Genomic DNA, 23,544 nt, shown 5'->3' on the forward strand with positions numbered 1-23,544 from the left:
AAAAGAAAAGCAAAAGTTAAAAAGAAAAACCGGCTGTGAAGACGCGGTTTCTCTTTCTAAATTTTGCTTCTTATAGAATTTAAAACTAATTACTGAGGCGTAGTACCGTCGATCAGCTGTTGCTTTCTAGGGTTCCTGGTCAGTACGTCATCGATGATACCGTATTCTTTTGCTTCATCGGCAGTCATCCAGTAGTCACGATCAGAATCCTTTTCAACTTTCTTTACAGGCTGACCGCAATGTCCGGCGATGATTTCGTTCAGTTCTTTTTTCAGCTTTACGAACTCGCGGGCAGTGATCTCGATATCGGAGGTCTGTCCTTCAGCACCGCCATGAGGCTGGTGAATCATTACACGAGCGTGCTTCAGCGCAGTACGTTTGCCTTTGGTACCAGCCACCAGCAGTACGGCTCCGAAAGAAGCAGCCATACCTGTACAGATTGTCGCTACATCAGGAGCGATGATCTGCATGGTGTCGTAGATACCCAGACCAGCATATACGCTACCCCCCGGGCTATTGATATACATCTGGATATCGCGGGTACGGTCGGTAGACTCCAGGAACAGCAGCTGTGCTGTGATAATGTTAGCTACATAGTCATTTACCGGATCGCCCATGAAGATGATGCGGTCCATCATCAAACGGGAAAACACGTCCATAATCGCCATGTTCATCGGGCGTTCCTCGATGATATTGGGAGTTAAGGCATTGATCTGGTGACGGGTATAGCTATCTACTACCAGGCTACTGATCCCTCTATGCTGGATGGCATATTTCCTGAATTCGTTATTAATGTTCATGATGGTGATGTTTATTAGGTAATTTAGCAAATTCTTCGGCTGTTACTTCCTCTTCCTTCACATTTACCTTTTGTTCTGCCCAATCAAACAGTTTTTGAGTCACCATCTCACGATAAGTCTGATCTACGAATTTCTCATCCTGCAGCAGGCGCTCCAGGTAGCTATCCAGCCATTCTGCACCATCTGCAGCAGCCGCACCACCAAAATAGCCCATTACTTTCTGCCTGGCGCTTTCCTTCAGTTCATCAAAGGATACGTCCAGTTTATTTTCGCGGATCAGTTTGTCGCTGATCAAAGTCCAGCGCAACTGATGATCAAATCCAGGATATTCTTTTTCGGCTTCTTCAGCAGTTTTTGGCTTTTCGCCACCCTGCTGCAGCCAGCGTTTCAGAAATTCTTTGGGCAGTTCAATAGGAGTTTCGTGTACCAGCACCTCGAACAGTTCGTTGTGCAGGTGATTACGGCTCTCGGAATCCCAGTACTTTTCTATTTCAGATTTCAGTTTCTCACGGAAGGCTTCTTCTGTGGTAACGTCATCCTTAGGGAATACTTCTTTGAAGAATTCTTCATTCAGTTCCCTTTTTACAATTACTTCTACTTTCTCAATAGTCAGTTTGAAGTAACGTTGTGCATCTGCATCGTTATGACCATGGAAACCCAGATCGTGCAGAATGTCATGTAAAGCAGCTGCATCAAATGAAGTAGCCAGGAAGAATACGATGCTATCGCCCTTTCCTTTACCCTTCAGCTGTTCCTGAATCGGAGCAGAGAACTGCTTTAACTTAATGGCATTTTCTTTCTGAATACCACCTTCCAGTACATTACCTGCCTCATCGCTCTCTTCGAACTTAACAGTCAGGAAATCATTCTCGGAAGATACTTTATCAGTTTCTTCATTCTTACCGCCTCTTTCGAGCAGGTTCTCAACTTCTTTGTCCAACATTTCGCTGGTCACTTTAATCTTGTAACGGCTCAGGGTAGTTTTACCATCCTGCAGCGGAGTTACCTCAAAAGCAGGCTTCAGGCCAATTTCAAAATCGAAGTTATATTCGGTAGGATTGTTATGATCGAAATTTTTAGCTTCCTTCTCCAGGGAAAGCGGCTGAGCGAAGATCTCAACTTTCTCATTCTGCAGGTAGCCTGTGAGTTCTTTTTCTACAGTTTTCAGAACTTCATCCGCAAAAATGGCCTGACCGTGCATTTTTTTCACCATCCCTGCTGGCACCATCCCTTTACGGAAGCCTGGTATATTGGCGGTTTTGCTGAGCTGCTTTACTGCTTTGTCATAATTGGGAAGATAATCTTCCTGGCTCACTTTCACAGTGATCTTATCATTCAATAAACCGATGTTTTCTCTGGTAACGGTTGCCATAATTAATTTTAATAAATGTTCTTGTATGAAGCAATAATAATTCCTGAATTGAAAGTTCTGCCATGAAGTCACGAAGGCACGAAGGAATGGCAGCTATGTGGGAGTTACTTAGTGACTTAGTGCCTTAATGGCAATATTTTTTATAAGCTGTATGCCGGAATGTATAAAAAAAGTGCGGGTGGAGGGACTCGAACCCCCATGCCGTGAAGCACCAGATCCTAAGTCTGGCGTGTCTACCAATTTCACCACACCCGCATACACTAACGTGTTAAGAACTACTTTCCTCTGCCTTGACATGCTGGGGAAAGGACGGCAAAGGTATTGTTTTTTATGAATTTAAAAAAAATGTCTGCACTTAAATCAATGCCTTTTTGACGCTCGCCGGCCTGAACATATAAAATAAGGCCACATTTATAAGTACTATTACCGTACAACCCCCACATACTACCGGCCACTGCCCATGGTTCCAGAACCATAACCCTATCGCCGAACCACCCGCTCCTCCTATAAAAGTCGTCGTCATATACACCGTGTTAAACCGGTTCCTCGCCTCTGGTTTCAAAGCATATATTATTGTCTGGTTAGTCACCATGATAGATTGATGACCTACATCCAGCAAAACAATACCAATAAGCAATAAAATAATACCACTGCCGGTAAAATAAAAAGTTCCAAAACTCAGCAATTCCAGCACTAACCCAATTATAATGTTCTTTCTCGGGTCCCGGCCATCGCTCAACTTACCTACCAATGGCGCTGCCAGCGCTCCCGCAGCTCCCGCTATCCCAAACATGCCGATCTGTGCCGAAGTATATCTAAAAGGTGCATCGGAAAGAAATAAGACCATCGTCACCCAAAAAGCACTCAGTACGGCAAATGACAGGGCATTCATAATTGATGCCTCCCGCAGCCGGGGATGCGTGCGGGCATAATGTGCTACCGTACGCATCAATTCTCCATAATCGCTCTTCAGCGTCGGTTTACTTTCCGGGAACCTGAAGTACATCAATACCATCAGCACTGTACAGATACCTGCCGCTATATAGTACATCTCTCTCCAGCCAAACAAAGCCCCCACCGTACCGCTTACTGAACGCGAGGCCAGGATCCCTACCAGCAATCCCCCCATGATAGCCCCTATAATACTCCCTCTCTTATGATCCGGAGCCAGGTGAGCCGCCAGGGGCAATATTAACTGCGGTACTACCGATGTAATACCAATCAGCAGACTCGCTGCCTGCAATACGATAAAGTTCTGTGCAGTGGCTGCCAGCAATAAAGCGCCTACCGCTATCAGCGTAGTGATCAGGATCTGTTTCTTACGTTCAAGGATATCTCCCAGGGGAACCAGGAGCAATAAACCCAATGCATAACCGATTTGGGTAAGGTAAGTGACACGCCCCGCGGCGCTTTCCTTCAGCCCCCATTCTTTGGAGATCAAAACGATCAGGGGCTGGCAATAATATATGTTGGCGACGATCAATCCGGTGCAGGCCGCCATAAACGCGGTGTCTGCTTTTCCAAGGTGCTTATGTTCCATGACGGGTGCAAAATTAGCGATACTATTTCAACACCCAATTGACTCAACACTTAAATAGACAATAATTACCGGTAATTATTCAATAATCCTACAGCCCCGGTAGCCAGGAACCGGGCCCCATAAGCTATAGCCCCTTCGTTGAAGATCACTTTCGGATGATGGAGGTAATATCCTCCACATGCCGGATCCTGTGCCCCCAACAGGTAAAACATAGCTGGCACCTTCCGGGAATAGTGCGCAAAATCTTCTCCTGCCAGCAGGGGTATTACCTGCTTGCTGTTGCCCACCCCGAATACGGTATCAAGACTTTGCACCAGTTTGCCATGTACCTGCGCATCGTTCAGTACACTCGGCAGGTTATAGTAGAGGTCGAATTTGATCTTTGCATCGAAGGCCGCCATCAGGCCATCGATGATCTTATTGAGCCGGCTGATAATATCGTTGTAGGTATCCAGGTCCAGGGAGCGGATGGTGCCTTCCAGCACAACCCTGTCAGCAATCACATTCGGTGCTACCCCGCCATTGATTTTTGTAAAGGACAATACGGCTGTTTCTGTAGGAGCCGTATGCCTGGCTACGATCATTTGTGCGGAAGTTACCAGTTGAGCAGCTATAGCTACGGCATCTACGCCCAGCTGAGGTGCAGCGCCTGCATGTGCAGCCTTGCCCAATACTTCGATGCTGAAGAAACCTGTACATGCCAGTGCCGGGCCCAGTGCATACGTGATTTGCCCTACCGGCAATGAAGGATCTACATGCAGGCCCAATGCTGCCTGTACATCGTCCAGGTAACCTTCTTCCACCAGCCTGTGAGCACCGGTCTTGCCTTCCGGATCCCCATTAGGCCCTTCTTCCGAAGGCTGGAAGAGGAACTTGACGGTGCCCTGGAAGTCTGTGTTTTTTAGGAGCGCAGCAGCGCCTATCAGCATTGTTGTATGCAGATCATGACCACAGGAGTGCATTTTGCCGGCTGTAGCAGAGGCAAAGGGCAGGCCTGTTTCTTCCTGCATAGGCAGGGCATCCATATCTGCACGGATAGCCACTACAGGGCCTTCACCCTTACGCAGGGTACCAATAACCCCTGTACCACGGGCTGCCCCTGTAGTATAAGGTATGCCAAGCTGGTCAAGCTCCTGCTTTACCAGTTGAGATGTTTTTTCTTCCTGGTAACCCAGTTCAGGGTTGGCATGAATCTGTCTTCTGATCTGTATGAGTCTGGCTGATAGTTGCTCGTCCATTTATTCCACTTTTCTTAAGGTAGCCTCAAGATAAGCGGTTTTTACGATATTCCCTTGGTGAGCAGCGATACCGTTTCCTGAACACTGCTGTGAAGTAGTTCGCCCCTCTGTAGCCGGTATTGTAACTAATTTCCTTGATACTAAGTGTAGTCTGTGATAGAAGTGTAGCTGCTTTTTTCATGCGCAGGTGTTCAATATACCCTCTGGGACTTACCCCTAATAGCTCTTTGAAAGCCCTCTCAAAAGTGTTGATGTGCATATCTGCTTTCTTGCTCAGATCTGCAATGTTCAGATGTTGATGATAGTGATGCTGTATGTACAGGCATACCTGTTTCAGCTTGCCGGCCTGCTCCCCGTTTTGCAGGTATTTAGGTGTGAGCGCATTAAAATACAGGGTGAGCAGTGCCTCCAGTTTTTCTTCTACATAGGCCAGCTTTTCGTCTTCTTTCATTGGACTCTGCCGCAGTTCGTCCAGCACTTTCAGATCCGGTGCTTCCATCCTGATAGCGGGCAGCGTCGTGCCTCTGCGCGCCTGCTTTTGCTGTTGCTGATAGATGTCTTCAAAAGACGGATGGCGGGAAATGAACCTGCTGAAAAAAGAAGGGGCAAACGAAATACAGATCATCTCATAATTGCCGGAACGCAGGTCGGCAGTATTCTGGGAATGCGATGGAATGTAGTAAATGCCAAACTCCTTTTCAATCAGCATAATTTTTCCCTGTCCCTGCAGGCGGCAGGAGATATTGCCTTTTAGTATGCAATACATCGCCAGCATAGGTGTGGGAGTAGACGGTCGTAACCGTACCTTTTCCCTGATAAAACATTGTTGCCAGCTGATCAGCCAGTCCGGTCCCTTAATTTCCTGGGTGATGTAACTGCCGAAGGGTGCTTCTATATAAGTGGTGGCGGAGGTGGGGGATAGCAGATATTGCTTGAATTGTTCCGGCAGGGAAGTCGAAATACGGACATGGGGCTGCATTTTTTCAGGGATCCCGAAGTGCAGCCCAGGGGGATATTGGTTGGACATCATGCATAATATTTAACGTGTGATTGTGAGAAAATATCATGGGTTAGTATCAGCAAATTAACGGATATTACTGCGGTGGCACTGCATATTAAATACCCTGTTATCCAATAGCATTGCCAAACAGATCATTTAACACATGGGTAATATTCTTATCTTAGCTTCACACCAAATCAAAACCCCCAATCGTTATGACTACACAAGAGATCGCCCGGGAACTCGTGGCGTATTGCGCTAAAGGAGAATTCGGGAAAGCACAAACAGAACTCTATGACGCGAATGCTGTCAGCATTGAACCTTACGCAACACCCAATTTTGCAAAGGAGACCAAAGGTCTGCCTGAGCTGCAAAAAAAGATTAAATTCTTCCTGGATGGATTGGATGCAATACACAGCATCAAAGTGTCTGAACCATTAGTAGTGGCAAATGCTATTTCCTTTACCATCGACATGGATGTGGATATGAAAGGACAGGGCAGAATGAACATGGCCGAAATCTGTGTGTATGAAGTAAAGGATGGAAAGATCATCTCCGAACAATTCTTCTTCTAAGAAAAACTGAAAGTCACCGGCCCGATCCAATCGCTTTTATGCCGCAGGTATAAAAGCGATTGGATCGGGCTTTTTCTTTTACTACCTTGCCATTCTACTGTCTAAATCGCATTTGCTTATGAAACGAATATACCTCCTGGTATGCCTTTTTGCTTTTGCCTCGCCGATGATGGCACAGCAAACACAAAAACCACCCTTGCATGGAAAACACTGGATGGCCGTCACAGGCAAGCCACTGGCTGCTACCGCGGGTGCTATGATCTTTCAGAAAGGAGGTAATGCCGTGGATGCCGCCTGTGCTATGCTGGCTGCTACCTGCACTATGTGGGATGTACTCAGCTGGGGTGGCGAAACACAAGCCCTCATCTACAATCCTACAACGAAAAAAGTCATTGCTATCAATTCGCTGGGTGTAGCGCCTACCGGTGCCACGCCTGAATTCTTCAAAGGCAAAGGCTATAACTTCCCTCCTGAATATGGCCCCCTGGCAGCAGTGACTCCCGGCACACCCGGAGGCCTTTGCCTCATGCTGGCAAACTATGGTAAACTTAGTCTGAAAGAAGTACTGGCACCTGCTATGGAAATGGCCGCCGGATACCCCATCGAAGCACAAACCGCCAACAGCATTGAACGTGCGAAAGATAGAATTAAAGGCTGGCCATACAGCAAAGCAGTCTTCCTCACACACCCCGGTGAAAAGAGAGAAGCCCCCGATGCAGGTGAAATCTTCGTGCAAAAAGATTTACTGGCTACCCTCACCAAAATGGTAGAAGCTGAACAGGAAGCACTGCGCAATCATAAAACCCGTAAGGAAGCAATTATGGCTGCTTACGATCGTTTCTATAAAGGCGATATCGCAAAGGAATTTGTAAGGGGCTGCCAGGAACAGGGTGGCCTGATCACAATGAATGACCTGGCTAAGTGGAAACCTGTTGAAGAAGAACCATTGCACGTTAACTACCGTGGTATCGAAGTATACAAGTTACAAGCCTGGACGCAGGGCCCTGCCATGCTGCAAAGCCTGAATATCCTGGAGAACTTCGACCTGAAAAGCATGGGCTACAACTCTACCCAATACATCAACACCGTATACCAGACCATGAGCCTTGCTTTTGCAGACCGTGATTTCTACTATGGTGATCCCGCTTTCTCCCCCCACTTACCAATGAATGGCTTGCTGAGCAAAGCTTATGCAAAGGATCGGGCCAAACTGATTAATCCTGCCCAAAACGAGCCTAAATTAGGTCCGGGCGATCCATATGCCTACGAAGGCAAAAAGAATCCCTTTACAGCCCTGTTGAATATGCACAATGCCCTGTCCGATACATCTGTTGATCTCAACAAAGGATTTCTGCCTAAACATGATGCTGCCGCTATTTTAAATACGCCGGTGACTGACCAGATGATGGCCATGAATGATAGTGCCTATATGGATAGATTGTGGAGGGGTACTACAAGTGTGGAAGCTGCCGACGAAGAAGGCTGGGTGGTATCCGTTACACCAAGTGGTGGCTGGACACCGGCATGTATAGCAGGTCACACAGGTGTGGGTATGAGCCAGCGTATGCAATCATTTGTGCTGGATTCTGCTGTATGCCCTTTCAATGTAGTAGCACCGGGCAAACGTCCCCGCGTAACCCTCACACCTAGTATGGCGCTGAAGGATGGCAAACCATTTTTATCTTTCGCTGTACAGGGTGGTGATACCCAGGATCAGAACCTTTTACAGTTCTTTCTCGACATAGTGGAATTCGGAATGACGGTGCAGCAGGCTACCGAAGCTGCGAATATCAATACAAACCAGTTATGGCTGTCACTGGGCGGTACCGGGGCAAAGGATCGTGTGCCCCATGCGGGAGAGATCCTGCTCAATAAGAATACGCCAGACAGCGTGCGTACCTCTCTTATTAAAATGGGTTACAAACCTACTTATGGTGAGCGTACCAGTGGCCCTGTCAACGCTATTTTCCTGGATAGGGATCATGGTAGCCTGTGGGGTGGTAGCAGCAATCATGGTGAAGATTATGGCATTGGCTGGTAATATACCAGCCATGCCGGCAACCTGTATTATTTGCCTGGTGTAGTCACCTTTACCAGATTATAATATAACCTGGTCAGCAATCTCATATCACTGGTTATCACAAGTGCATCGGCCTTCAGGCCTGCCTTGTACTGGAGTGTATGCCGCAGGTTCGTTTCCAGGCCATTATCCAGCCTCACTGCTGCCCAGTACCCACTATCTGAAGTCGTCTTGGAAATATATGCCAGCTTACCTCTCACAAATCCTGTTTCCTGGTAAGGGTAGGCATCGAAACGTAACTGCACCTGCATGCCCGTATCTACTTTCCCAAGATTCTGCTGCGGCAGGTAGATCTCCGCATAGAATTTACTGTCCGGTGGATTGACATACCCAAGTAGCTTCCCCTGCTGGATAAACTGGTTCTGCTGCACCCGCATCACAAAGTTAATAGTACCATCCAGCGGGGCACGAAGGGTATATTCATGCATCCAGTCATCCACATTACTTTTCAGTGTTTGCAATGCCTGCTCAAAGGTGGTCTTCTGCTGTATGACATCATGTTCCAGTTGCTCCAGGTCCTTCAGTTTATCACGTTCCTGGTTCTGGGTATTGAGCAGATTTGTATTAATCTGCGGCACAGCTATTTGCTTGTTGACCATTTTACTTTCTTCCTCCCGGTACTCCTCTGCAGAAATAACCTTCTCGTTGAACAGTTGTTGCTTCATCCGGTAAGACTTTTCCGCAAGTGCAATATCCTGCTCTATCAATTGCTTTTGCTTGTCCAGAGATTCCTTTATTAATTTGATGGATGCCAGGTCTGTCAGCAGCATCTGTTTCCGGCGCAGATAGAAGCCATTTACCAGGTAGTCGTTGAACTCCTGCAGGGAATTGATATAAGTTTGATAAGATGCCTGCAGCTTGCCCAGGTTGCGGAATGGCCGGATAAAGAGCTGTGACAGGTTTTCTGATTTTCCGGCGGCAAGCAGGTTCGTACTGCTGTCCAGCAATGCAGACAACTGTATGATCTCTTCTGTGCGGGCACTACTTTCTATCCATCCTATCATCTCACCCTGCTTCAGCTGCTGTCCGTTCTTTACAAATAACCTGGTCAATCTTCCTGTTTGCAATGGTATGATCTCCTTAGGTCCATTATCAGCGGAAAGCGTACCACGTGTCTGAATAATATCCGGGTAATGCACAAACCAGGTAGCACCTGTCAGCACAAGCAATACCGACAGGAAGATCAGTAATGCCCATCGCTCCACAAAGCCTGATTTCTGGCTGATAATTTCCTGCGTAGCCTCTGAGCGGTTCTGAAAATTCTTTGACCTTACCTGCTTTAAAGCTTCTCCATTGAGATGATCTATTGGCATACTGTATATTTTGAAGGCATCTTTTTCAGACACCCAGTTCCAGTTGATTTTTTACCAGCTCATAGTAATTCCCTTTAAGCGCTGTCAGTTCTTCATGAGTGCCTTGTTCCACTATACTGCCATGATCCAGTACAATGATGTTAGCGGCATTTCTCACTGTGCTCAGGCGGTGTGCTACTATGATTACCGTACGGCCTTCGAAGAACCTGTTGAGATTTTCTACGATCTCCCTTTCATTATTCGCATCCAGGGCATTGGTCGCCTCATCGAAAAAGAGATACATCGGTTTTTTGTACACTGCCCTTGCAATCAGCAGCCGTTGTTTCTGCCCCTGGCTGAGCCCCATCCCATCTGCCCCCAGTTGTGTATAAAAGCCATTCGGCAATGATTCAATGAACGAATAGAGATTGGCAATGCGACAGCTTTGTACCAGCCATTCATAATCAATATCCTCCTGCCCGACAGCAATATTCCGGGCGATAGAATCATTGAACACATACCCATCCTGCATGACAGTGCCTACAATTTGTCGCCAGTAGGTATGACTGATATAATCAAAGCGTAACCCATCCTTTTGCCGCTTAGTCCCCGTTTGATCAGGTGCTGCACTGCCTATGCGGATGTCGCCTTCATATTGCTCATAGATCTTCATCAGTATTTTCAGTAATGTAGTTTTGCCACTACCACTCGACCCTACAATAGCTGTTACCTTTCCTTCCGGAATATGCAGGTGAATGTCTTCCAGCACAGGATCATTACCTGCGCCGGGATAGGTAAATGTCAAATGATTGATCTGGATATTCTTTGAACCAGGCAGCTCCGTGATATAGCTTCTGGTAGGATCTTCTTCATCAGGCAGCTGGTGAATCTCATTGAGGCGTTCCATACTGATCTTCGCATCCTGTGCAGCCTGAACGAAACCGATCCATTGTGAAATAGGACCACTCAATTGCCCGATAATATATTGCACCGCCAGCATAGCACCCAGGGTAAGCCGGCCATCTATCACCAGCTTTGCCACTATAAAACTGACGGCTATATTCTGTACCTGGTTGATGATGGTAGCACCGGCACTTTGCCACTGGCTGTAGTTCAGGCTTTTCAGGTTTAACTTAAATACGGAAGCCTGGATATTTTCCCAGTCCCAGCGCTTCTGTTTCTGGGCATTATTCATCCGTATTTCCTGCATGCCCTGGATCAGCTGCAGCGTAGCGTTGTTCTCTTTGGCCGACAGGTGAAATACCTCGTAATTTAACTTGCGGCGTACATGCAGGAAGAGTTGTACCCAGCTGAAGTAAATAATGCTGCCAGCCATAAAGACAAAAAACAGCTGAACGCTGTAAGTGACAAGTATGAATGCATAAATGATAAAATTGAAAGCTGAAAACAGGGTGCCCAGTGCCTGCCCTGTCAGGAAACTGCGGATAGTACCATGATCTCCTATCCGCTGCAGGGTATCGCCTGTATGATGTGCATCGTAGTAAGATACCGGCAGGCGGGTGAGTTTAATCCAGAAGTCTGAAAGGATCTGCAGGTTCAGGACATTAGAGATCCGCATCAGCAGCCGGCTTTGAATAAAACCTACAATGGTCTGACTAAATGAAAGCATCAGTTGGGCTATCAGTACAATCATGACATATTGCAGGTTCTGCGTATTGATACCTGTATCCACTATACTCTGGGTGAGGAATGGGAATACCAGCTGCAGCATCGAAGTAATGATAAAGGCAACCAGCACCTGTGCTATCTGCGCCTTACTGTTTACCAGGTATTGCATCACCAGTCGCCAGCTCAGCTTATGCTCTTTTTCACCTTCTGATTCGTAGAAACCGGGTGCTGGTTCCATCAGCAGGGCGATACCTGTTTGCCCGCCGTCGTCTGTTTCTGAGGAGATCCAGTGTGCCAGGAATTCGCTTGTGCTATAAGTCAGCATTCCTTTTCCCGGATCAGCAATCGTCACTTTTCGTTTAGAGATATTGGTCAGTACTACATAGTGATTATTATCCCAATGAAGGATGCCTGGTAATGGCACTTCCTGCAATTGCCGGTGTGTTATTTTTACTCCCCTGGTGCGGAATCCAACTTTTTCGGCAGTTTCACTGATGCCCAGCATGGACACACCCTGTTTGCTAAAGCCTGTTTTGTGCCTGAGTGTATCTGCATTATAGTGTTTCCCATAATACTTGGTGATCATTCTCAGGCAGGTCGGCCCGCAGTCCATTGCATTCAACTGTCTGTAAAAAGTAAAGGACATGAATTGTATTTTGAATTAATGTTTTTTCATACCTGCAGGTTGCTAAGCCCTGCTTTCAATTTTTTCATTTTCGAGAGTGCCGATCCTATAATCTGATCCATGTCGTAATATTTATATTCTGCCAGGCGGCCCCCAAAGATCACGTTGGCTTGTTGCGCAGCTGCCTGCTTGTACTTTGTATATAAATTATTATTCCGGGAGTCATTTACAGGGTAGTATGGTTCAGCATTTCTTGCCATCGCCTGTGGATATTCATAGGTAATGACGGAGAAAGGCTGTTGCCCGCCTTCAAAATGTTTATGTTCAATAATACGTGTATAAGGCACCTCGCTGTCTGTATAATTCATGACAGCGCATCCCTGGAAATTGGATACAGGCAAGATCTCCTGCTCAAAGGACAGGCTCCTGTATTCCAGCCGGCCATAGCAGTAATTAAACCAGGCATCAATAGGGCCTGTGAATATGATGGTTTCTGCCATTTCCTGCCATGCATCCTTGTTGTCAAGGTAATCGATGTTCAGGCGTACTTCCACATCTGCCAGCAGTGCATCTATCAGTTTGTTATAACCGCCTGCAGGTATGCCCTGATACCTGTCTGAAAAATAACTGTTATCATAGGTAAACCGGAGCGGCAGCCTTTTGATAATAGATGCTGGCAATTCCTTTGCAAATCGTCCCCATTGCTTTTCTGTATACCCTTTAATGAGTGTGTGGTACATATCGGCTCCTACCATACTGATGGCCTGCTCTTCCAGGTTGGCAGGATCTGTGATCTTAGCAGCTGTTCTTTGCTCAGCGATTCTGCCTATCACCTCTTCAGGTGTTTTCAGCTGCCATAACTGGTAAAAAGTATTCATGTTAAAAGGGAGATTGAATAATTTCCCTTTATAATTGGCCATTACAGAATGATTGTAATGCCGGAAGGGTACCAGCTGATTGACATAATTCCAGATGGCCAGGTCATTGGTATGAAATATATGTGCCCCATATTTATGCACCTGGATGCCGTTTACATTTTCACAATACAGGTTGCCACCGGCATGCATACGTTTATCTATCACCAGGCACTTGTGTCCCGATTTCCGCAGTTCATGCGCACATACTGCTCCAAAGAGGCCGGCTCCCACTATCAGGTAGTCATAAGGCTTTTCCATTGCTGCTGGTATTATTGGTGGAATGATACTGTTCAATCACCTCATGGAAAAAATCCGTCAGGGCTTTTACATGGTGGTCAAAAGAGAATAAGTGTCTTTGGTCCCATATGTTTTTCCTCACCTGTTCACATCTTTGCTGGTCCTGGAAACAGTCTGCCAGGGAGCTCATATTATCATAGAAATAACCGACATCCAGTTGCTGCATGTAAGATTGGATCGCTACCATATGCCCCTCGTTCCTTTTCTGTATCATGGGTAGCCCGGCAGCAGCCAGCGTATTCATCCTTGCAGGATAATTGAGATCATTCCAGGAACATTTTATCAGTTCACCACCATTGAAGCTATCGAATGTGTGCAGCCATCCGGCATCGTATTGCCCAAATTCCGCAGCCCATTGTGCGGGGTCGCAGTGGCTGTGGAAGTGAATATGATTGGGGGCTACTTCCTGTGCGGTCGTCGCCCAGTCCTTCCATACATTATGGAAATATTCTCCATAGAAGTGTAAGTGTATTTTTTGATCCGCCAGGCTTTTTAAGCTATTGGGATCTATGCCAAAAGGCCTTCCCGGCATCACGGTATGAATTTCCCCGTCCTTTTGCGACAGGCGTTCCACCGGTTCATTGATGAACCAGTCCTTTTTGGGCAGGTCACCATCCATGATAAAAGTGGGTGATTCGAAAGTGATGAACTGAGCATACCAGTCTTTCAGCTGCTCATTGATAAAGATGGCACCATCAGCATTCGCATACAATTCAATCAGCTCTTTCCACATACCATACTGCCGGGCAAAGAAAGGCCCTTCCTTGAAATGCCAGACAAAGGGAATCCCTGTTTTGCGCAACAGTACATGATGTGCCAGGGGAATGGCACCATAGTTCAGGAGGGCGTATATAATATCCGGCTTGATAGCGGCAATCCTTTCCTCCATGCCATCCAGCGGAATGTCTTCAATATTACCAAAAGGTAAGGGGCCAACAGTATTATAAAATTCGGGGCTTGGAATCCAGACACCATAGAGCTGGTGCCCGTATTCTTCCAGCGCACATATTCTCTCAGCATTGTAGGCCAGTTCGCCCACGATCAGGATCTTTAGCCCTTTCCTGGCTTGAGGGCCCTTAGGCGTATCCCTGAACTGCTTATACATTTCAGGTTCATCAATTAAATTCCCAACCGTGGAATGATAGCGTAGTGGCCTTGTCACACCATAGTGCCGCTTATAAGTATGGATACCGCCCATGGCATTTTCCCTGATCAGTTTATTGCGCTGATGAGGATGCGCTACCCATTCGCAGGTTATTTTGAGGGTGGCCATTCCATTCTTTGCCATCCCGATACTATCCCAGTACATCCTGTTCAGGTCATCTGTTACCAGTGTATCTCTTTCCATCCATCGTGCAGGCGTTTTCCTGTGTAATACCTGTACCAGCTGAAACATGTCCCTGGCGGTAAACAAAGTATTGGCATGACCATGGGAAAAGGTATTGTCAGTACCGCTATGCCACATGCCAGACCAGGCCATTTCATGATGCCCGCTATTGATCGTGTTGTGCAATGTCTGCAGATGATCGGAGAACCATATGTCATCAGATGGCAGGTAGGCTATCCATGAATAGGTAGCCGCATCCAAACCCGTATTAATGGCTTTACCCAGACCTGCATTGGTAGAATAGCTGATATACCTGATGCGCGCATCTGAAAGAAATTCCTGTACTATCTCATCAGTATAATCAGTAGAACCATCATTCACGATGATCAGTTCCCAATCTGAAAAGGTCTGTAGCTGCGCACTTTTAATGGCACGGGCTATAAACGCACCCTGGTTGTAAGTGGGCATTATGATAGAAATCCCGTCTATGCGATTCTCTTTCATAGGCTACATTATTGAAAATGGATATGAACACACTTGTTTACATTCAGCTTCTTCAACGCGGACAATACGAGGGAATGATAATCGCTCAGTGCAGCGTTTACATCCGGTCCGCTGAAAGCGCTTGCAACTGCTTCCAGCAGTGCACCAAATGTTATTTTTTCTTCAAGACAGGCAAGAATGACATAGTCGAGAGGTTCTAACAGCGATGCTTTATAGCGCCCTTCAACTACGTCTGGCAGAATAGTAACCTGGAACGTATCATCGATGTTGGCAAATTCCAGTGCTGTTTCCTCAAAGAGGAAGTTGCCTACCTGCGTACTCAGTCCGGCGATTTTTATCAGCGGATCTCTTTCAATCATCACCTCATTATCCGGTTGCAGAAAGAAGCGGTTACTCTGAAGACCTGCATAATCTCTTTGCAGGAGTGCTGTTTCTTCACGCAGCAGTAGGTCTTTATCAAGTGTGTTTAGCAGGACGTTAAAATCCGATACATCTTCAATGATCTCCGGCCATACCATATCATCTGATACGGGTACTGCTTTTTTGAACACAGGTGTATCGATTACAGTCTGCATATCCGGCAGAACAATAGTATTGAACAACTCTTTTATACGGTAGAAATATTCAGGGTATTCCGCCAGTAGGAACCTCGTCATCAGGTTACAGGCCATTGCATTGCGTTTATGCTGGCCCAGTAAATGGATGTATCCTGTAGTGTATGGCAGGGTAGTAAAGTCACCTATTTCATCGTAGAGGTAGCCATTATCAGTATATTCTTTTTCAAGTAGACCATGGATCTGCTTTTTCTCGCGGGCCGCCATATGGCAGAAGAGCACCTGTTCAAACACGATGTTGAAATCGATAAGCGTCTGATCCGACAGTTTGCTCAGGTCATTCTTATCTACCATGTCAAAGGCCAGCTGGCAATATCTTTTATAAAATGCATGGTCTGTACCTCCCATGATACCGGCGTTGCAGCTGCCGATGTCAGTTGGCGATGTCCTTAAATCGAAGGCTTCCGGCAGGTAATTCAGTTCTGCAATGATAGGTCTGAATTTATGTGCATAATACCCTGTTGCCAGTTCAGTATTCTGTGTAATCAGTGGAGCTTCCAGCAGGGCAGGAGGGAAGGGTTTCCAGATGAACACATCACCATCTACATGTACAAAAGGAGTATCCTGCAGGGAATAGGCTTTTATCTTAGCAAGTGCCCACAGTTCCTTTTTATAGGTATTGAGCTCGTCCATCACCACATGAACCTTGGTATATGGCAGTTGTAGTTTCCCGATCAGCCAGTCATAGCCAGTTTGATCGGTATATAGTTCCACATGGTCGTAGTGTTCCCTGAGCTTAAGGCAACTGAGTGCCCAGGCCATCAGGTGATGCTGTGGTGAAATCCAGCCAGCAGTATCTTTGCTGATATCACGGTCTGCAGACCAGAAAGATTGGATAATTTTCATGCTGCGGTCATTGAATTTCTACGTTATTTAAAAGCAGGTCTATCCGTTCCCTCATCCGGACGAAGTCTTCCTGCATGGTGGCCATTTGCTGCTGGAGGGCAGGCTGAAATTGTTGCCTGAGGGCTTTCAGTTGGCCGGACATAGCCGGGTCCTGGAAATGCGATGCCAGCGAGGCATTGATATCATCCAGCAGGTCCTGATTGATCAGGCGATGCCGGGTATAGAAAAGATGGATCATGGGTTGGTTCATCACGGCCCATTTGTGATAGTGCTCGTCCCTGCATTTCAGGAAGACGATCATTTCGTCGGTGGTCGAGTTAAAGTCTTCCGGTACGAAGCTGAGCCAGAATTCCTTTTCAAACAGCATACAACCAATAGAGTAATACACGGAGAGCGGGATTTCTTTCACCGGCAGTGGATGTGTAATATCGATGAAGCGGGGTAGATCCAACGATGTCCACTGATGTACCCAGCGCGCTATGTAAGGATAATGCCACAGGGTGCCAAAGTCCTGGTAGTCCATCCGGCCGGCCTCCGTTACCCGTCTGCCACCCCATCCGGTATGGGTTTGGTAGCCATGAAGCTGATTGTATTCCTCCCATTTGTCGTAGAGGGTAATCAGTTCTTCGGTCGCCCAGCAGTTATTGTTGATCAGGCCAGTGACGAAGCCTGTCCGCTGCCTGCCGGCGGCAGCTTTGTAAGCAGCCAGCAGTTCTGGTAGCCAGTTAGGTTTTATTGGAATGATATCATCATCTATTTTGCAGATGTACCGGGTATCTTTCAGCTGGGGATATGTTTCCAGTACTTCCCTAATGGCGAAATAGGGCTCAGCGGGTGCACATAAGGGTTTCACCACGAACCTGTTTTGTGGTTGAGCTGCACACCAGGTACGGGCTACATATTCAGTGATGCCGCTCCTTAGTGCATTGTCACCATTCAGGATGATAATTACTTTTTCTCCATTCAGCACAGTATGGTTCAGGGCACCCAATGTAAGCTGCAATGATTCGTAGTCCTTGCAGGCCAGTACAATTATAGCAATCTCATTATCAGCTTTCATACTATCAGTTAATGCTTTTCAGGAAATCGTCCAGCTCTCTGTCGTAAATATTGGTCCGTACAATTTTGCCGTTCCGGTCTACCAGCACATTAGCCGGGATGACGCTCAATTGCAGGAATTCAGATAGGGGAGAGCTGGTAGCTTTCAGGTCGCTGACCTGCAGCCAGGGCATTTTGTCATTGATTACTGCGATTTTCCATGCTTCTGCAGCCTGGTCCAGTGAGAAGCCAACCAATGCCACGTCTTTCTTTTTCAACAGTGGTGTCATTCCTTTCAGGCGTTCATTCACTCTCCTGCAGGGGCCACACCAGCTGGCCCAGAACTCTACGAGGGTATATTGTTGCTTTTTGAAGAATGCTTTATCCAGCATCACTTTCCTGAGTGCGGTATCAATAGTGGCAGTGGCGGGGAATACGCCAGCTTCGTTGTTCTTAAAAACAGATGGTTCGCTGGCTTTTGATTCCCTGGAAGCAATCATACGGCTGTAAAAGTTCTTACCGTAGAAAGTTTGCCTGATGGAATCAGAAAATGTATTGTAAATGCTGATATAATTTTCATAGTTGAAGTCCGGTGCGCCTGGAATAATGTAGGCAGCGATGTAACTGTCAGGATGATCAGTTGCAAGTTGGTGGTAGGCTGCAGCTATAGCCTGGTCAGCCTCCTGGATAGCAGATTTATAATACAGGCTGCTATCTGGATTCGTACAATTCTGGAGAGCAGTGGTTAGCTGATTACGCTTTAACTGCAGGTCCCTTTTCACATCATAGAAATTGCTCCATGCATTATAAAAGGGAGATTGGGTACTAATATTGCTTTCATAGACCCGGTGGGTACTATCGGCAATTTTTAATTCAAGCGTGTATTGATAGGTACTATTGTCAAGTAGTATCAGGTCGCCACCATACTTATACTCAATCATGGCAATGGAGGGGTAAGGAATGTTGCCCTCAAGGTGGAAGCTGCCATCTTGTACCTTAACAGTATCTTTCCTGGGTATATTGAGAAAGTTCAGTACAATGATATCATCATTTTTAATACTGTTTTTTGTTTTTGTGTCCGCGGTATTGTTGATATGACCATTAATATTAAATCTTAACTGGCCTGCTACATCTTTAGCGAAAAAGATCATTAGCCATAAGCAAATCCATTGGGCATTTCTCGTCATGATATTTCATTTTATTAAAAGAAAAATAAGGGTGCACGGGCACCCTTATTTCGCTTATCAGGAAGCTGAAGTGAAGAGGTAGCTGTAGCTTTTGCAATCGCCACCCGCCTGGTTTGCACCAGTGCAATAGGTAGAGCAGTTGCTTTGGCAGTCGCCGCTGGTTGTCCAGGAATTACTGATGTTGGAAGGCAGCGTAAGGGTAACCCCTGTTGAACTTTTCAGCGTACAGGAACATGAGGTTGTTGCACCGCATCCACCGCCGCCGCATCCACCACCGCAACCGGCATAGATTTTCTTCATTTGCTCGCGGTTTAATAACTCAGATACGCTTAGGCCGAGGGTGTCTAATTTTAATTTTTTCATCTTTGAGATTTGAGTAAGTTGTGAAATCTGAGACTTTATCCCATCCTGGATAAAGAATATTTCTTCCTGTTATTACTCGAGTTTAAACTGAAAGAAAATATTTTAGATCCGCTACACTGTACATTTCAGGCAGCTGATATCCATTTACAAAGAGGGTAGGCGTAAAAGAGATTTCCATTTTTTTACACCATTCATGCATCGCAGCTATTTTTTCTCCCTGGGTATTAACAGCCCCGTTTACAGGGTGCGCAGCTGCAAATGTTTCAAAGTTTTTCATCGCTGGCAGGTACCAGTCATCCAGTGCCTGGCGGGTTGCAGTTTCGTTATTGTTTTCCGCAATAGCCAAAAGTTGTGCAACTGGCAGGTTGTTGGGGTCTTTTTCATGTCCGCTTGCAGTAAAAATAATCTGTAACTGTAAGTCCGGATTGTTATGCAGTAAGCGCTCCAGCTCCGGATGTGCCTGTGCACAAGGCCCACAATAAGGACTGCATACTTTCGTGATTTTATAAGGCGCGTCAGGGTTGCCTAAAGTGATCCCTAATCCGGCAGTCGTTTCCGTGATCTGCTTTTGCTTGCCAAGCAAGGCTTCGAAGATCTGCGCATTGTTTTTAAGCCTTTGTAAGCGAATGCTGTTCCCCCTGTTTGCTTTCGCCCCTTTCATAGCAGGCAGCAGCAGCTGCAGTATCAGGAAGGATACCAGGAAAGCAGCCAGAACGCTTATCACATCTGCCATCCCGAATGAAACAGGGGTATATAATCTGCCCAGTATCACAGTAATGAATTGCGTGGCCAGCACTGCCTGTACAGCAAGGCATAATACACACCATTGCTTAACGACTACACCCTGGTAATACAGAGAAAAAGCAACGTATGGAAAAGCAGCAATACTGAACCAGGATAAGATCGTAAGTACCGGTAAATGGTAAACACTATGACAGAGTAATGTGATTAGTCCGCCCGCGAAATAGGTCATACCGATTACACTCCAGCTGATGCCAAAAATACCGGACGCATTTGAATGTATGACAGCATCACAGTTTGTCTTTTTCCCTCCTGTGCATATCTGCTGCAGGAAAGGGTTTGTGCGGTCTACATCATGATAAATGAGCAATGCGCTGACCACTGTACCAATCAATGCAAGCACGGTATAAATAATAGGAAATATAGCAGCTGTTCCCACTTGTATAAAGGTGAGGATGCAGGCAAGAAAAGTAATAGCTGGAACTGCTGATACAGCAAGCCATTGTAATAAGGAAGCTATTTTTTCTCTTTGCCTTAATTGGCTGTATCCCTGTTCGCCAGAGCTTTCAGAGGTTTCAGCCAGCATTACTACGCCAGTAAATACTTTGCTGAAATCATCAATGGCAACCTTTTCCCGCTTATGTTTTACAGGATGCATGAACTCTACAGCGTCTGCTGTGGCAGTTTCAATTACAGCAAATTGTTCCCCTTCTGGTGCTTTAATTTGTGCGATTAATGGAACAGGTAATTGCGGGATTTGTCCTGCATTTACTTTCACCGATATGTTATTGATACTATAGTCATTCAATACATCACTGATGGCTAGCAAACTGGGATAATCAGGATGTACTTCCAATGAATGCTTCAATGTCCTGTCAGTAACAGGAACCTGCAAAAGCCTGCAAAATAATATCGTGCTTGCTTCGCAATTGGGCAAATAGGAGATAGGAGCTCGCATCTTAAATCGGGTTAAGAAGATTCAGATAGCATGGTTCAAATATGCAGGTACATAGCATCCCCCTGACCTGACTCTATTAGTGAGCTGGCAGTGCTATCCTCTAACAAAATTTATGTCTTACAGGGCTTGCATTAACGACTATTCATACCAGCATGGTGAAGGTATACAGCAGTTAAAACATCGCATTAATGTGGCTTACGATAAAAAAAAGAAATAGGTCATAATTGAGAAATTGTGGGTTATTCTTTTTGACAATTTTGATGCTTACGCAAACGTGGAACTATATTTTGCATTTCAAGTATGGAACTGATAACAGGAATGCAAAACGAATATAGAAACAAAAATTTAAAATCCAAATAGTCTTAAATACTTTTAACAAATTCAATTAGGTTGAAATATGAGGGAATTCAAAACGCTTGTCATGGTGCAAACTCAACATTAACTAAACTCCACTCCCGGCAAAAAAAGAGTAATCGAAAAAAAAATTGGCAAATTCCAGAAATATTTTACATTTGCAACCTCGACAACAGGGGAATTAGCTCAGTTGGCTAGAGCGCTTGCATGGCATGCAAGAGGTCACCGGTTCGACTCCGGTATTCTCCACAAGATTAAAAAGCCTTAAAGTGTTTATCGGTAAGCATTTTAAGGCTTTTTTGCGTTTTATAAGGTTTGTAGTTTTCCCGGATACCCATACAAATACCTGCCCTTTCACCTGCAAAACTGGTCAGAAATGGGTCAGCTTTTAAAAGCCGCTAAGGGCGAAATCAACATCTCCAACTTTGAAGGTCGCATTCGACTGAGATGGAGCTATGAGGGACAACGTTATTCCCTAAACCTCCCGTATCCTTATTGTCCTGAGAACATGCATCATGCTACGGTCAAGGTGGCAGAGATAAAGCTGGACATGTTAAAAGGTAGTTTTGATACTACGTTGGTAAAGTATAAGCCACCTAAAGCAAAGAAGAGAACACCCACACCCCCGCAGAATGTTGTAAAGTCGGATATAATCTACATTGGTGAACTGGGGGGTAAGTTTAATATTTGGGTGGCGCAGATCAGGAACATCAATATCGATCATTCCTTTGATTATCTCTACACCCGGAAGCTACTGGAAAAATGGAACGGAGATAAGATTGAAAGCCTGCCAGCAAAGATAGCTGCGGAGATTTGGGCCGATACTACGTATAACAGGAGGTTAAACTACTTACGGAGTTTTCTCGATTGGGTATTGGCTTCAGGAAGCATATCTGTTAATCCATTGACGCATGTAAGTAAACGAAGGGGAAGTAAGAAGCATAAGACAGAGAGATGTAAACCACTTACTATAGATGAAATAGGGCAAATACTGGATGCCATTAAAAGTGATAAGTATTGTCCTAAAGCATCCCGGTTCAAGCATTCATTCTATTATCCTTTTCTAAAGTATATCTATACTACGGGTGTACGTAATGCAGAAGCAATAGGGCTTCGGGTGAAGCATTTAAATTTTGAGGATAGACAAATAGAGGTTTCAGAAGCATTCGCCAGAACAGTGAAAGGGAGCAACCACGCTGCCAGGATAAGGAAGGAAACCAAGACCGGGAATACTCGATACCTGCCTATGCCTGACGAGCTGTATGAGCTTCTTTTACCCCTTTCTGTAAATAAAGACCCTGATGCATTTGTTTTCCTTTCCCCTAAAGGACTTTCCATCAATGATCAAATGTTTGAGCGTAGGATACTGAAGCCTGTGATGATTAAGCTAGGACTAGGTAACAGGGACTTATATGCTGCACGACCTAGTTTTGGTACGCGTGCTGTACAGCAAGGAATGTCGGTTACTGATGTTGCTTATCTTATGGGCCATAGTACAATACAGACAACAATAAGGAGCTATATAGGGGTGCAGAAGAAGGCTGTTAAATTGCCTAATTTAGATTTTTAGTTATACGATAAGTGCTTTAATAATTGTAAATTTATATTGAGTAGATATGTATATACCATAAATATATTTTATGATTTTTGATTTGTTTTCTAAAAGACAGAAAAGGTTGAGGGGAGAAGTTCCTGAAATATTTACTTATGATCATATTCCGGATAATCTAAGAGTTCAGATTGTGCATATTATTGATGATGTAATCGGAGCTGAAAGATTTGCCTCAAACCTTGATCCAGATGACATCTATTCTACTATTCATGGGATATTATGCCGTGAATATGGAGTTTTTAGATTGTGGGGTAAATACGAAAAGGAGAAAGAGCAATTATTTAACTACATTTTGAAAGCTAAGTTAGTTGAAGAGGTGTTGGATGCAGTTGACTTAACTTTTAAATATTTTCTTTCAGTATTGAAACCGTCTTATTTAAACTATAAACATAATACTACATCAAAACTTGATCCGGATGCAGCCATTCAAGAGTTAAATGTAAGATTTAAAGAGAATGGTATTGGTTACTCGTTTGAAGGTGGCGAAATTCTAAGAATAGACTCTACTTTTATGCATAAAGAAGTCACACAGCCGACTCTTTCATTGCTATGGAATAATTGTCTATTACGGTGATACTGGGCCAGCCCAAACGGAGGATATAGGGCCAGGCCGAACGGAGTCATTGGGCCACTTT

Annotated in this window: 18 protein-coding genes and 2 tRNA genes; 5 read left to right on the forward strand and 15 right to left on the reverse strand. The window is 45.4% G+C overall.

Annotated elements, in window-relative coordinates:
- Positions 1-89: 89 nt before the first annotated feature.
- From clpP to DXN04_RS11940, 6 genes are all read right to left on the reverse strand, one after another.
- Positions 90-800 carry an ATP-dependent Clp endopeptidase proteolytic subunit ClpP gene (clpP, locus tag DXN04_RS11915; RefSeq protein ID WP_116853581.1) on the reverse strand — a complete coding sequence of 237 codons (711 nt, stop codon included), beginning with the start codon at positions 798-800 and terminating at the stop codon, positions 90-92.
- The gene (gene tig / locus DXN04_RS11920; protein WP_116853582.1) at positions 790-2,172 is read right to left on the reverse strand and encodes a trigger factor; all 1,383 of its coding nucleotides are present in this window, start codon (positions 2,170-2,172) and stop codon (positions 790-792) included. Before tig ends, clpP begins: the two co-directional genes overlap by 11 nt.
- 173 nt (positions 2,173-2,345) lie before the next feature.
- A tRNA-Leu gene (locus DXN04_RS11925) sits at positions 2,346-2,427 on the reverse strand.
- A gap of 100 nt (positions 2,428-2,527) precedes the next feature.
- Positions 2,528-3,712 (reverse strand): MFS transporter, encoded by a 1,185-nt coding sequence (locus tag DXN04_RS11930; protein ID WP_199415026.1) that lies wholly within the window; start codon positions 3,710-3,712, stop codon positions 2,528-2,530.
- A gap of 65 nt (positions 3,713-3,777) precedes the next feature.
- Positions 3,778-4,950 (reverse strand): M20 metallopeptidase family protein, encoded by a 1,173-nt coding sequence (locus DXN04_RS11935; protein WP_116853583.1) that lies wholly within the window; start codon positions 4,948-4,950, stop codon positions 3,778-3,780.
- A 25-nt stretch (positions 4,951-4,975) separates the two neighbouring features.
- Positions 4,976-5,980, reverse strand: a complete 1,005-nt coding sequence (locus tag DXN04_RS11940) for a helix-turn-helix domain-containing protein (RefSeq protein ID WP_116853584.1) — start codon at positions 5,978-5,980, stop codon at positions 4,976-4,978.
- A gap of 185 nt (positions 5,981-6,165) precedes the next feature.
- On the opposite strand from DXN04_RS11940, the gene DXN04_RS11945 reads away from it, so the two are divergent.
- Together DXN04_RS11945 and DXN04_RS11950 are read left to right on the forward strand one after the other, a co-directional pair.
- Complete coding sequence (locus tag DXN04_RS11945; RefSeq protein ID WP_116853585.1) at positions 6,166-6,525, forward strand: SnoaL-like domain-containing protein; 360 nt, start codon at positions 6,166-6,168, stop codon at positions 6,523-6,525.
- A 118-nt stretch (positions 6,526-6,643) separates the two neighbouring features.
- Positions 6,644-8,566, forward strand: coding sequence for a gamma-glutamyltransferase family protein (locus DXN04_RS11950; protein WP_116853586.1), 1,923 nt, complete (start codon positions 6,644-6,646; stop codon positions 8,564-8,566).
- 26 nt (positions 8,567-8,592) lie between these two features.
- Here the strand turns inward: DXN04_RS11950 and DXN04_RS11955 are convergent, their stop codons facing one another.
- From DXN04_RS11955 to DXN04_RS11995, 9 genes are all read right to left on the reverse strand, one after another.
- Complete coding sequence (locus tag DXN04_RS11955) at positions 8,593-9,918, reverse strand: HlyD family secretion protein (protein ID WP_147319904.1); 1,326 nt, start codon at positions 9,916-9,918, stop codon at positions 8,593-8,595.
- A gap of 25 nt (positions 9,919-9,943) precedes the next feature.
- Positions 9,944-12,172, reverse strand: coding sequence for a peptidase domain-containing ABC transporter (locus DXN04_RS11960; protein ID WP_116853588.1), 2,229 nt, complete (start codon positions 12,170-12,172; stop codon positions 9,944-9,946).
- A gap of 26 nt (positions 12,173-12,198) precedes the next feature.
- The gene (glf, locus tag DXN04_RS11965) at positions 12,199-13,326 is read right to left on the reverse strand and encodes a UDP-galactopyranose mutase (protein WP_116853589.1); all 1,128 of its coding nucleotides are present in this window, start codon (positions 13,324-13,326) and stop codon (positions 12,199-12,201) included.
- Positions 13,310-15,196, reverse strand: a complete 1,887-nt coding sequence (locus tag DXN04_RS11970; RefSeq protein WP_116853590.1) for a glycosyltransferase — start codon at positions 15,194-15,196, stop codon at positions 13,310-13,312. Before DXN04_RS11970 ends, glf begins: the two co-directional genes overlap by 17 nt.
- 8 nt (positions 15,197-15,204) lie before the next feature.
- Positions 15,205-16,656, reverse strand: a complete 1,452-nt coding sequence (locus DXN04_RS11975; protein ID WP_116853591.1) for a DUF6734 family protein — start codon at positions 16,654-16,656, stop codon at positions 15,205-15,207.
- Between the two features lie 7 nt (positions 16,657-16,663).
- The gene (locus DXN04_RS11980; RefSeq protein WP_116853592.1) at positions 16,664-17,716 is read right to left on the reverse strand and encodes a hypothetical protein; all 1,053 of its coding nucleotides are present in this window, start codon (positions 17,714-17,716) and stop codon (positions 16,664-16,666) included.
- 4 nt (positions 17,717-17,720) lie between these two features.
- A complete protein-coding gene (locus tag DXN04_RS11985; RefSeq protein ID WP_116853593.1) occupies positions 17,721-18,881 on the reverse strand; it encodes a thioredoxin-like domain-containing protein in 1,161 nt (386 codons plus the stop codon).
- A gap of 57 nt (positions 18,882-18,938) precedes the next feature.
- Entirely contained in the window at positions 18,939-19,181 is a 243-nt protein-coding gene (locus DXN04_RS11990; protein ID WP_147319905.1) for a hypothetical protein, read from the reverse strand.
- Between the two features lie 145 nt (positions 19,182-19,326).
- A complete protein-coding gene (locus DXN04_RS11995; protein ID WP_116853595.1) occupies positions 19,327-20,943 on the reverse strand; it encodes a vitamin K epoxide reductase family protein in 1,617 nt (538 codons plus the stop codon).
- A 529-nt stretch (positions 20,944-21,472) separates the two neighbouring features.
- Here DXN04_RS11995 and DXN04_RS12000 point away from each other — a divergent pair.
- The 3 genes from DXN04_RS12000 to DXN04_RS12010 all read left to right on the forward strand — a co-directional run bounded on the left by DXN04_RS12000 (position 21,473) and on the right by DXN04_RS12010 (position 23,483).
- Positions 21,473-21,546 (forward strand) — tRNA-Ala (locus DXN04_RS12000).
- Positions 21,547-21,673: 127 nt separating this feature from the next.
- Complete coding sequence (locus DXN04_RS12005; RefSeq protein WP_116853596.1) at positions 21,674-22,867, forward strand: site-specific integrase; 1,194 nt, start codon at positions 21,674-21,676, stop codon at positions 22,865-22,867.
- A 70-nt stretch (positions 22,868-22,937) separates the two neighbouring features.
- On the forward strand, positions 22,938-23,483 hold the full coding sequence (locus DXN04_RS12010; protein WP_116853597.1) for an STM4504/CBY_0614 family protein: 546 nt from the start codon (positions 22,938-22,940) through the stop codon (positions 23,481-23,483).
- Positions 23,484-23,544: the final 61 nt, after the last annotated feature.

It is taken from the genome of Chitinophaga silvisoli (assembly GCF_003412465.1).
Taxonomy (GTDB): domain Bacteria; phylum Bacteroidota; class Bacteroidia; order Chitinophagales; family Chitinophagaceae; genus Chitinophaga; species Chitinophaga silvisoli.

Coding starts and splice junctions, on each gene's coding strand:
- clpP (WP_116853581.1), bottom strand. CDS start 800: ATGAACATTAATAACGAATTCAGGAAATATGCCATCCAGCATAGAGGG.
- tig (WP_116853582.1), bottom strand. CDS start 2,172: ATGGCAACCGTTACCAGAGAAAACATCGGTTTATTGAATGATAAGATC.
- DXN04_RS11930 (WP_199415026.1), bottom strand. CDS start 3,712: ATGGAACATAAGCACCTTGGAAAAGCAGACACCGCGTTTATGGCGGCC.
- DXN04_RS11935 (WP_116853583.1), bottom strand. CDS start 4,950: ATGGACGAGCAACTATCAGCCAGACTCATACAGATCAGAAGACAGATT.
- DXN04_RS11940 (WP_116853584.1), bottom strand. CDS start 5,980: ATGATGTCCAACCAATATCCCCCTGGGCTGCACTTCGGGATCCCTGAA.
- DXN04_RS11945 (WP_116853585.1), top strand. CDS start 6,166: ATGACTACACAAGAGATCGCCCGGGAACTCGTGGCGTATTGCGCTAAA.
- DXN04_RS11950 (WP_116853586.1), top strand. CDS start 6,644: ATGAAACGAATATACCTCCTGGTATGCCTTTTTGCTTTTGCCTCGCCG.
- DXN04_RS11955 (WP_147319904.1), bottom strand. CDS start 9,918: ATGCCAATAGATCATCTCAATGGAGAAGCTTTAAAGCAGGTAAGGTCA.
- DXN04_RS11960 (WP_116853588.1), bottom strand. CDS start 12,172: ATGTCCTTTACTTTTTACAGACAGTTGAATGCAATGGACTGCGGGCCG.
- glf (WP_116853589.1), bottom strand. CDS start 13,326: ATGGAAAAGCCTTATGACTACCTGATAGTGGGAGCCGGCCTCTTTGGA.
- DXN04_RS11970 (WP_116853590.1), bottom strand. CDS start 15,196: ATGAAAGAGAATCGCATAGACGGGATTTCTATCATAATGCCCACTTAC.
- DXN04_RS11975 (WP_116853591.1), bottom strand. CDS start 16,656: ATGAAAATTATCCAATCTTTCTGGTCTGCAGACCGTGATATCAGCAAA.
- DXN04_RS11980 (WP_116853592.1), bottom strand. CDS start 17,716: ATGAAAGCTGATAATGAGATTGCTATAATTGTACTGGCCTGCAAGGAC.
- DXN04_RS11985 (WP_116853593.1), bottom strand. CDS start 18,881: ATGACGAGAAATGCCCAATGGATTTGCTTATGGCTAATGATCTTTTTC.
- DXN04_RS11990 (WP_147319905.1), bottom strand. CDS start 19,181: ATGAAGAAAATCTATGCCGGTTGCGGTGGTGGATGCGGCGGCGGTGGA.
- DXN04_RS11995 (WP_116853595.1), bottom strand. CDS start 20,943: ATGCGAGCTCCTATCTCCTATTTGCCCAATTGCGAAGCAAGCACGATA.
- DXN04_RS12005 (WP_116853596.1), top strand. CDS start 21,674: ATGGGTCAGCTTTTAAAAGCCGCTAAGGGCGAAATCAACATCTCCAAC.
- DXN04_RS12010 (WP_116853597.1), top strand. CDS start 22,938: ATGATTTTTGATTTGTTTTCTAAAAGACAGAAAAGGTTGAGGGGAGAA.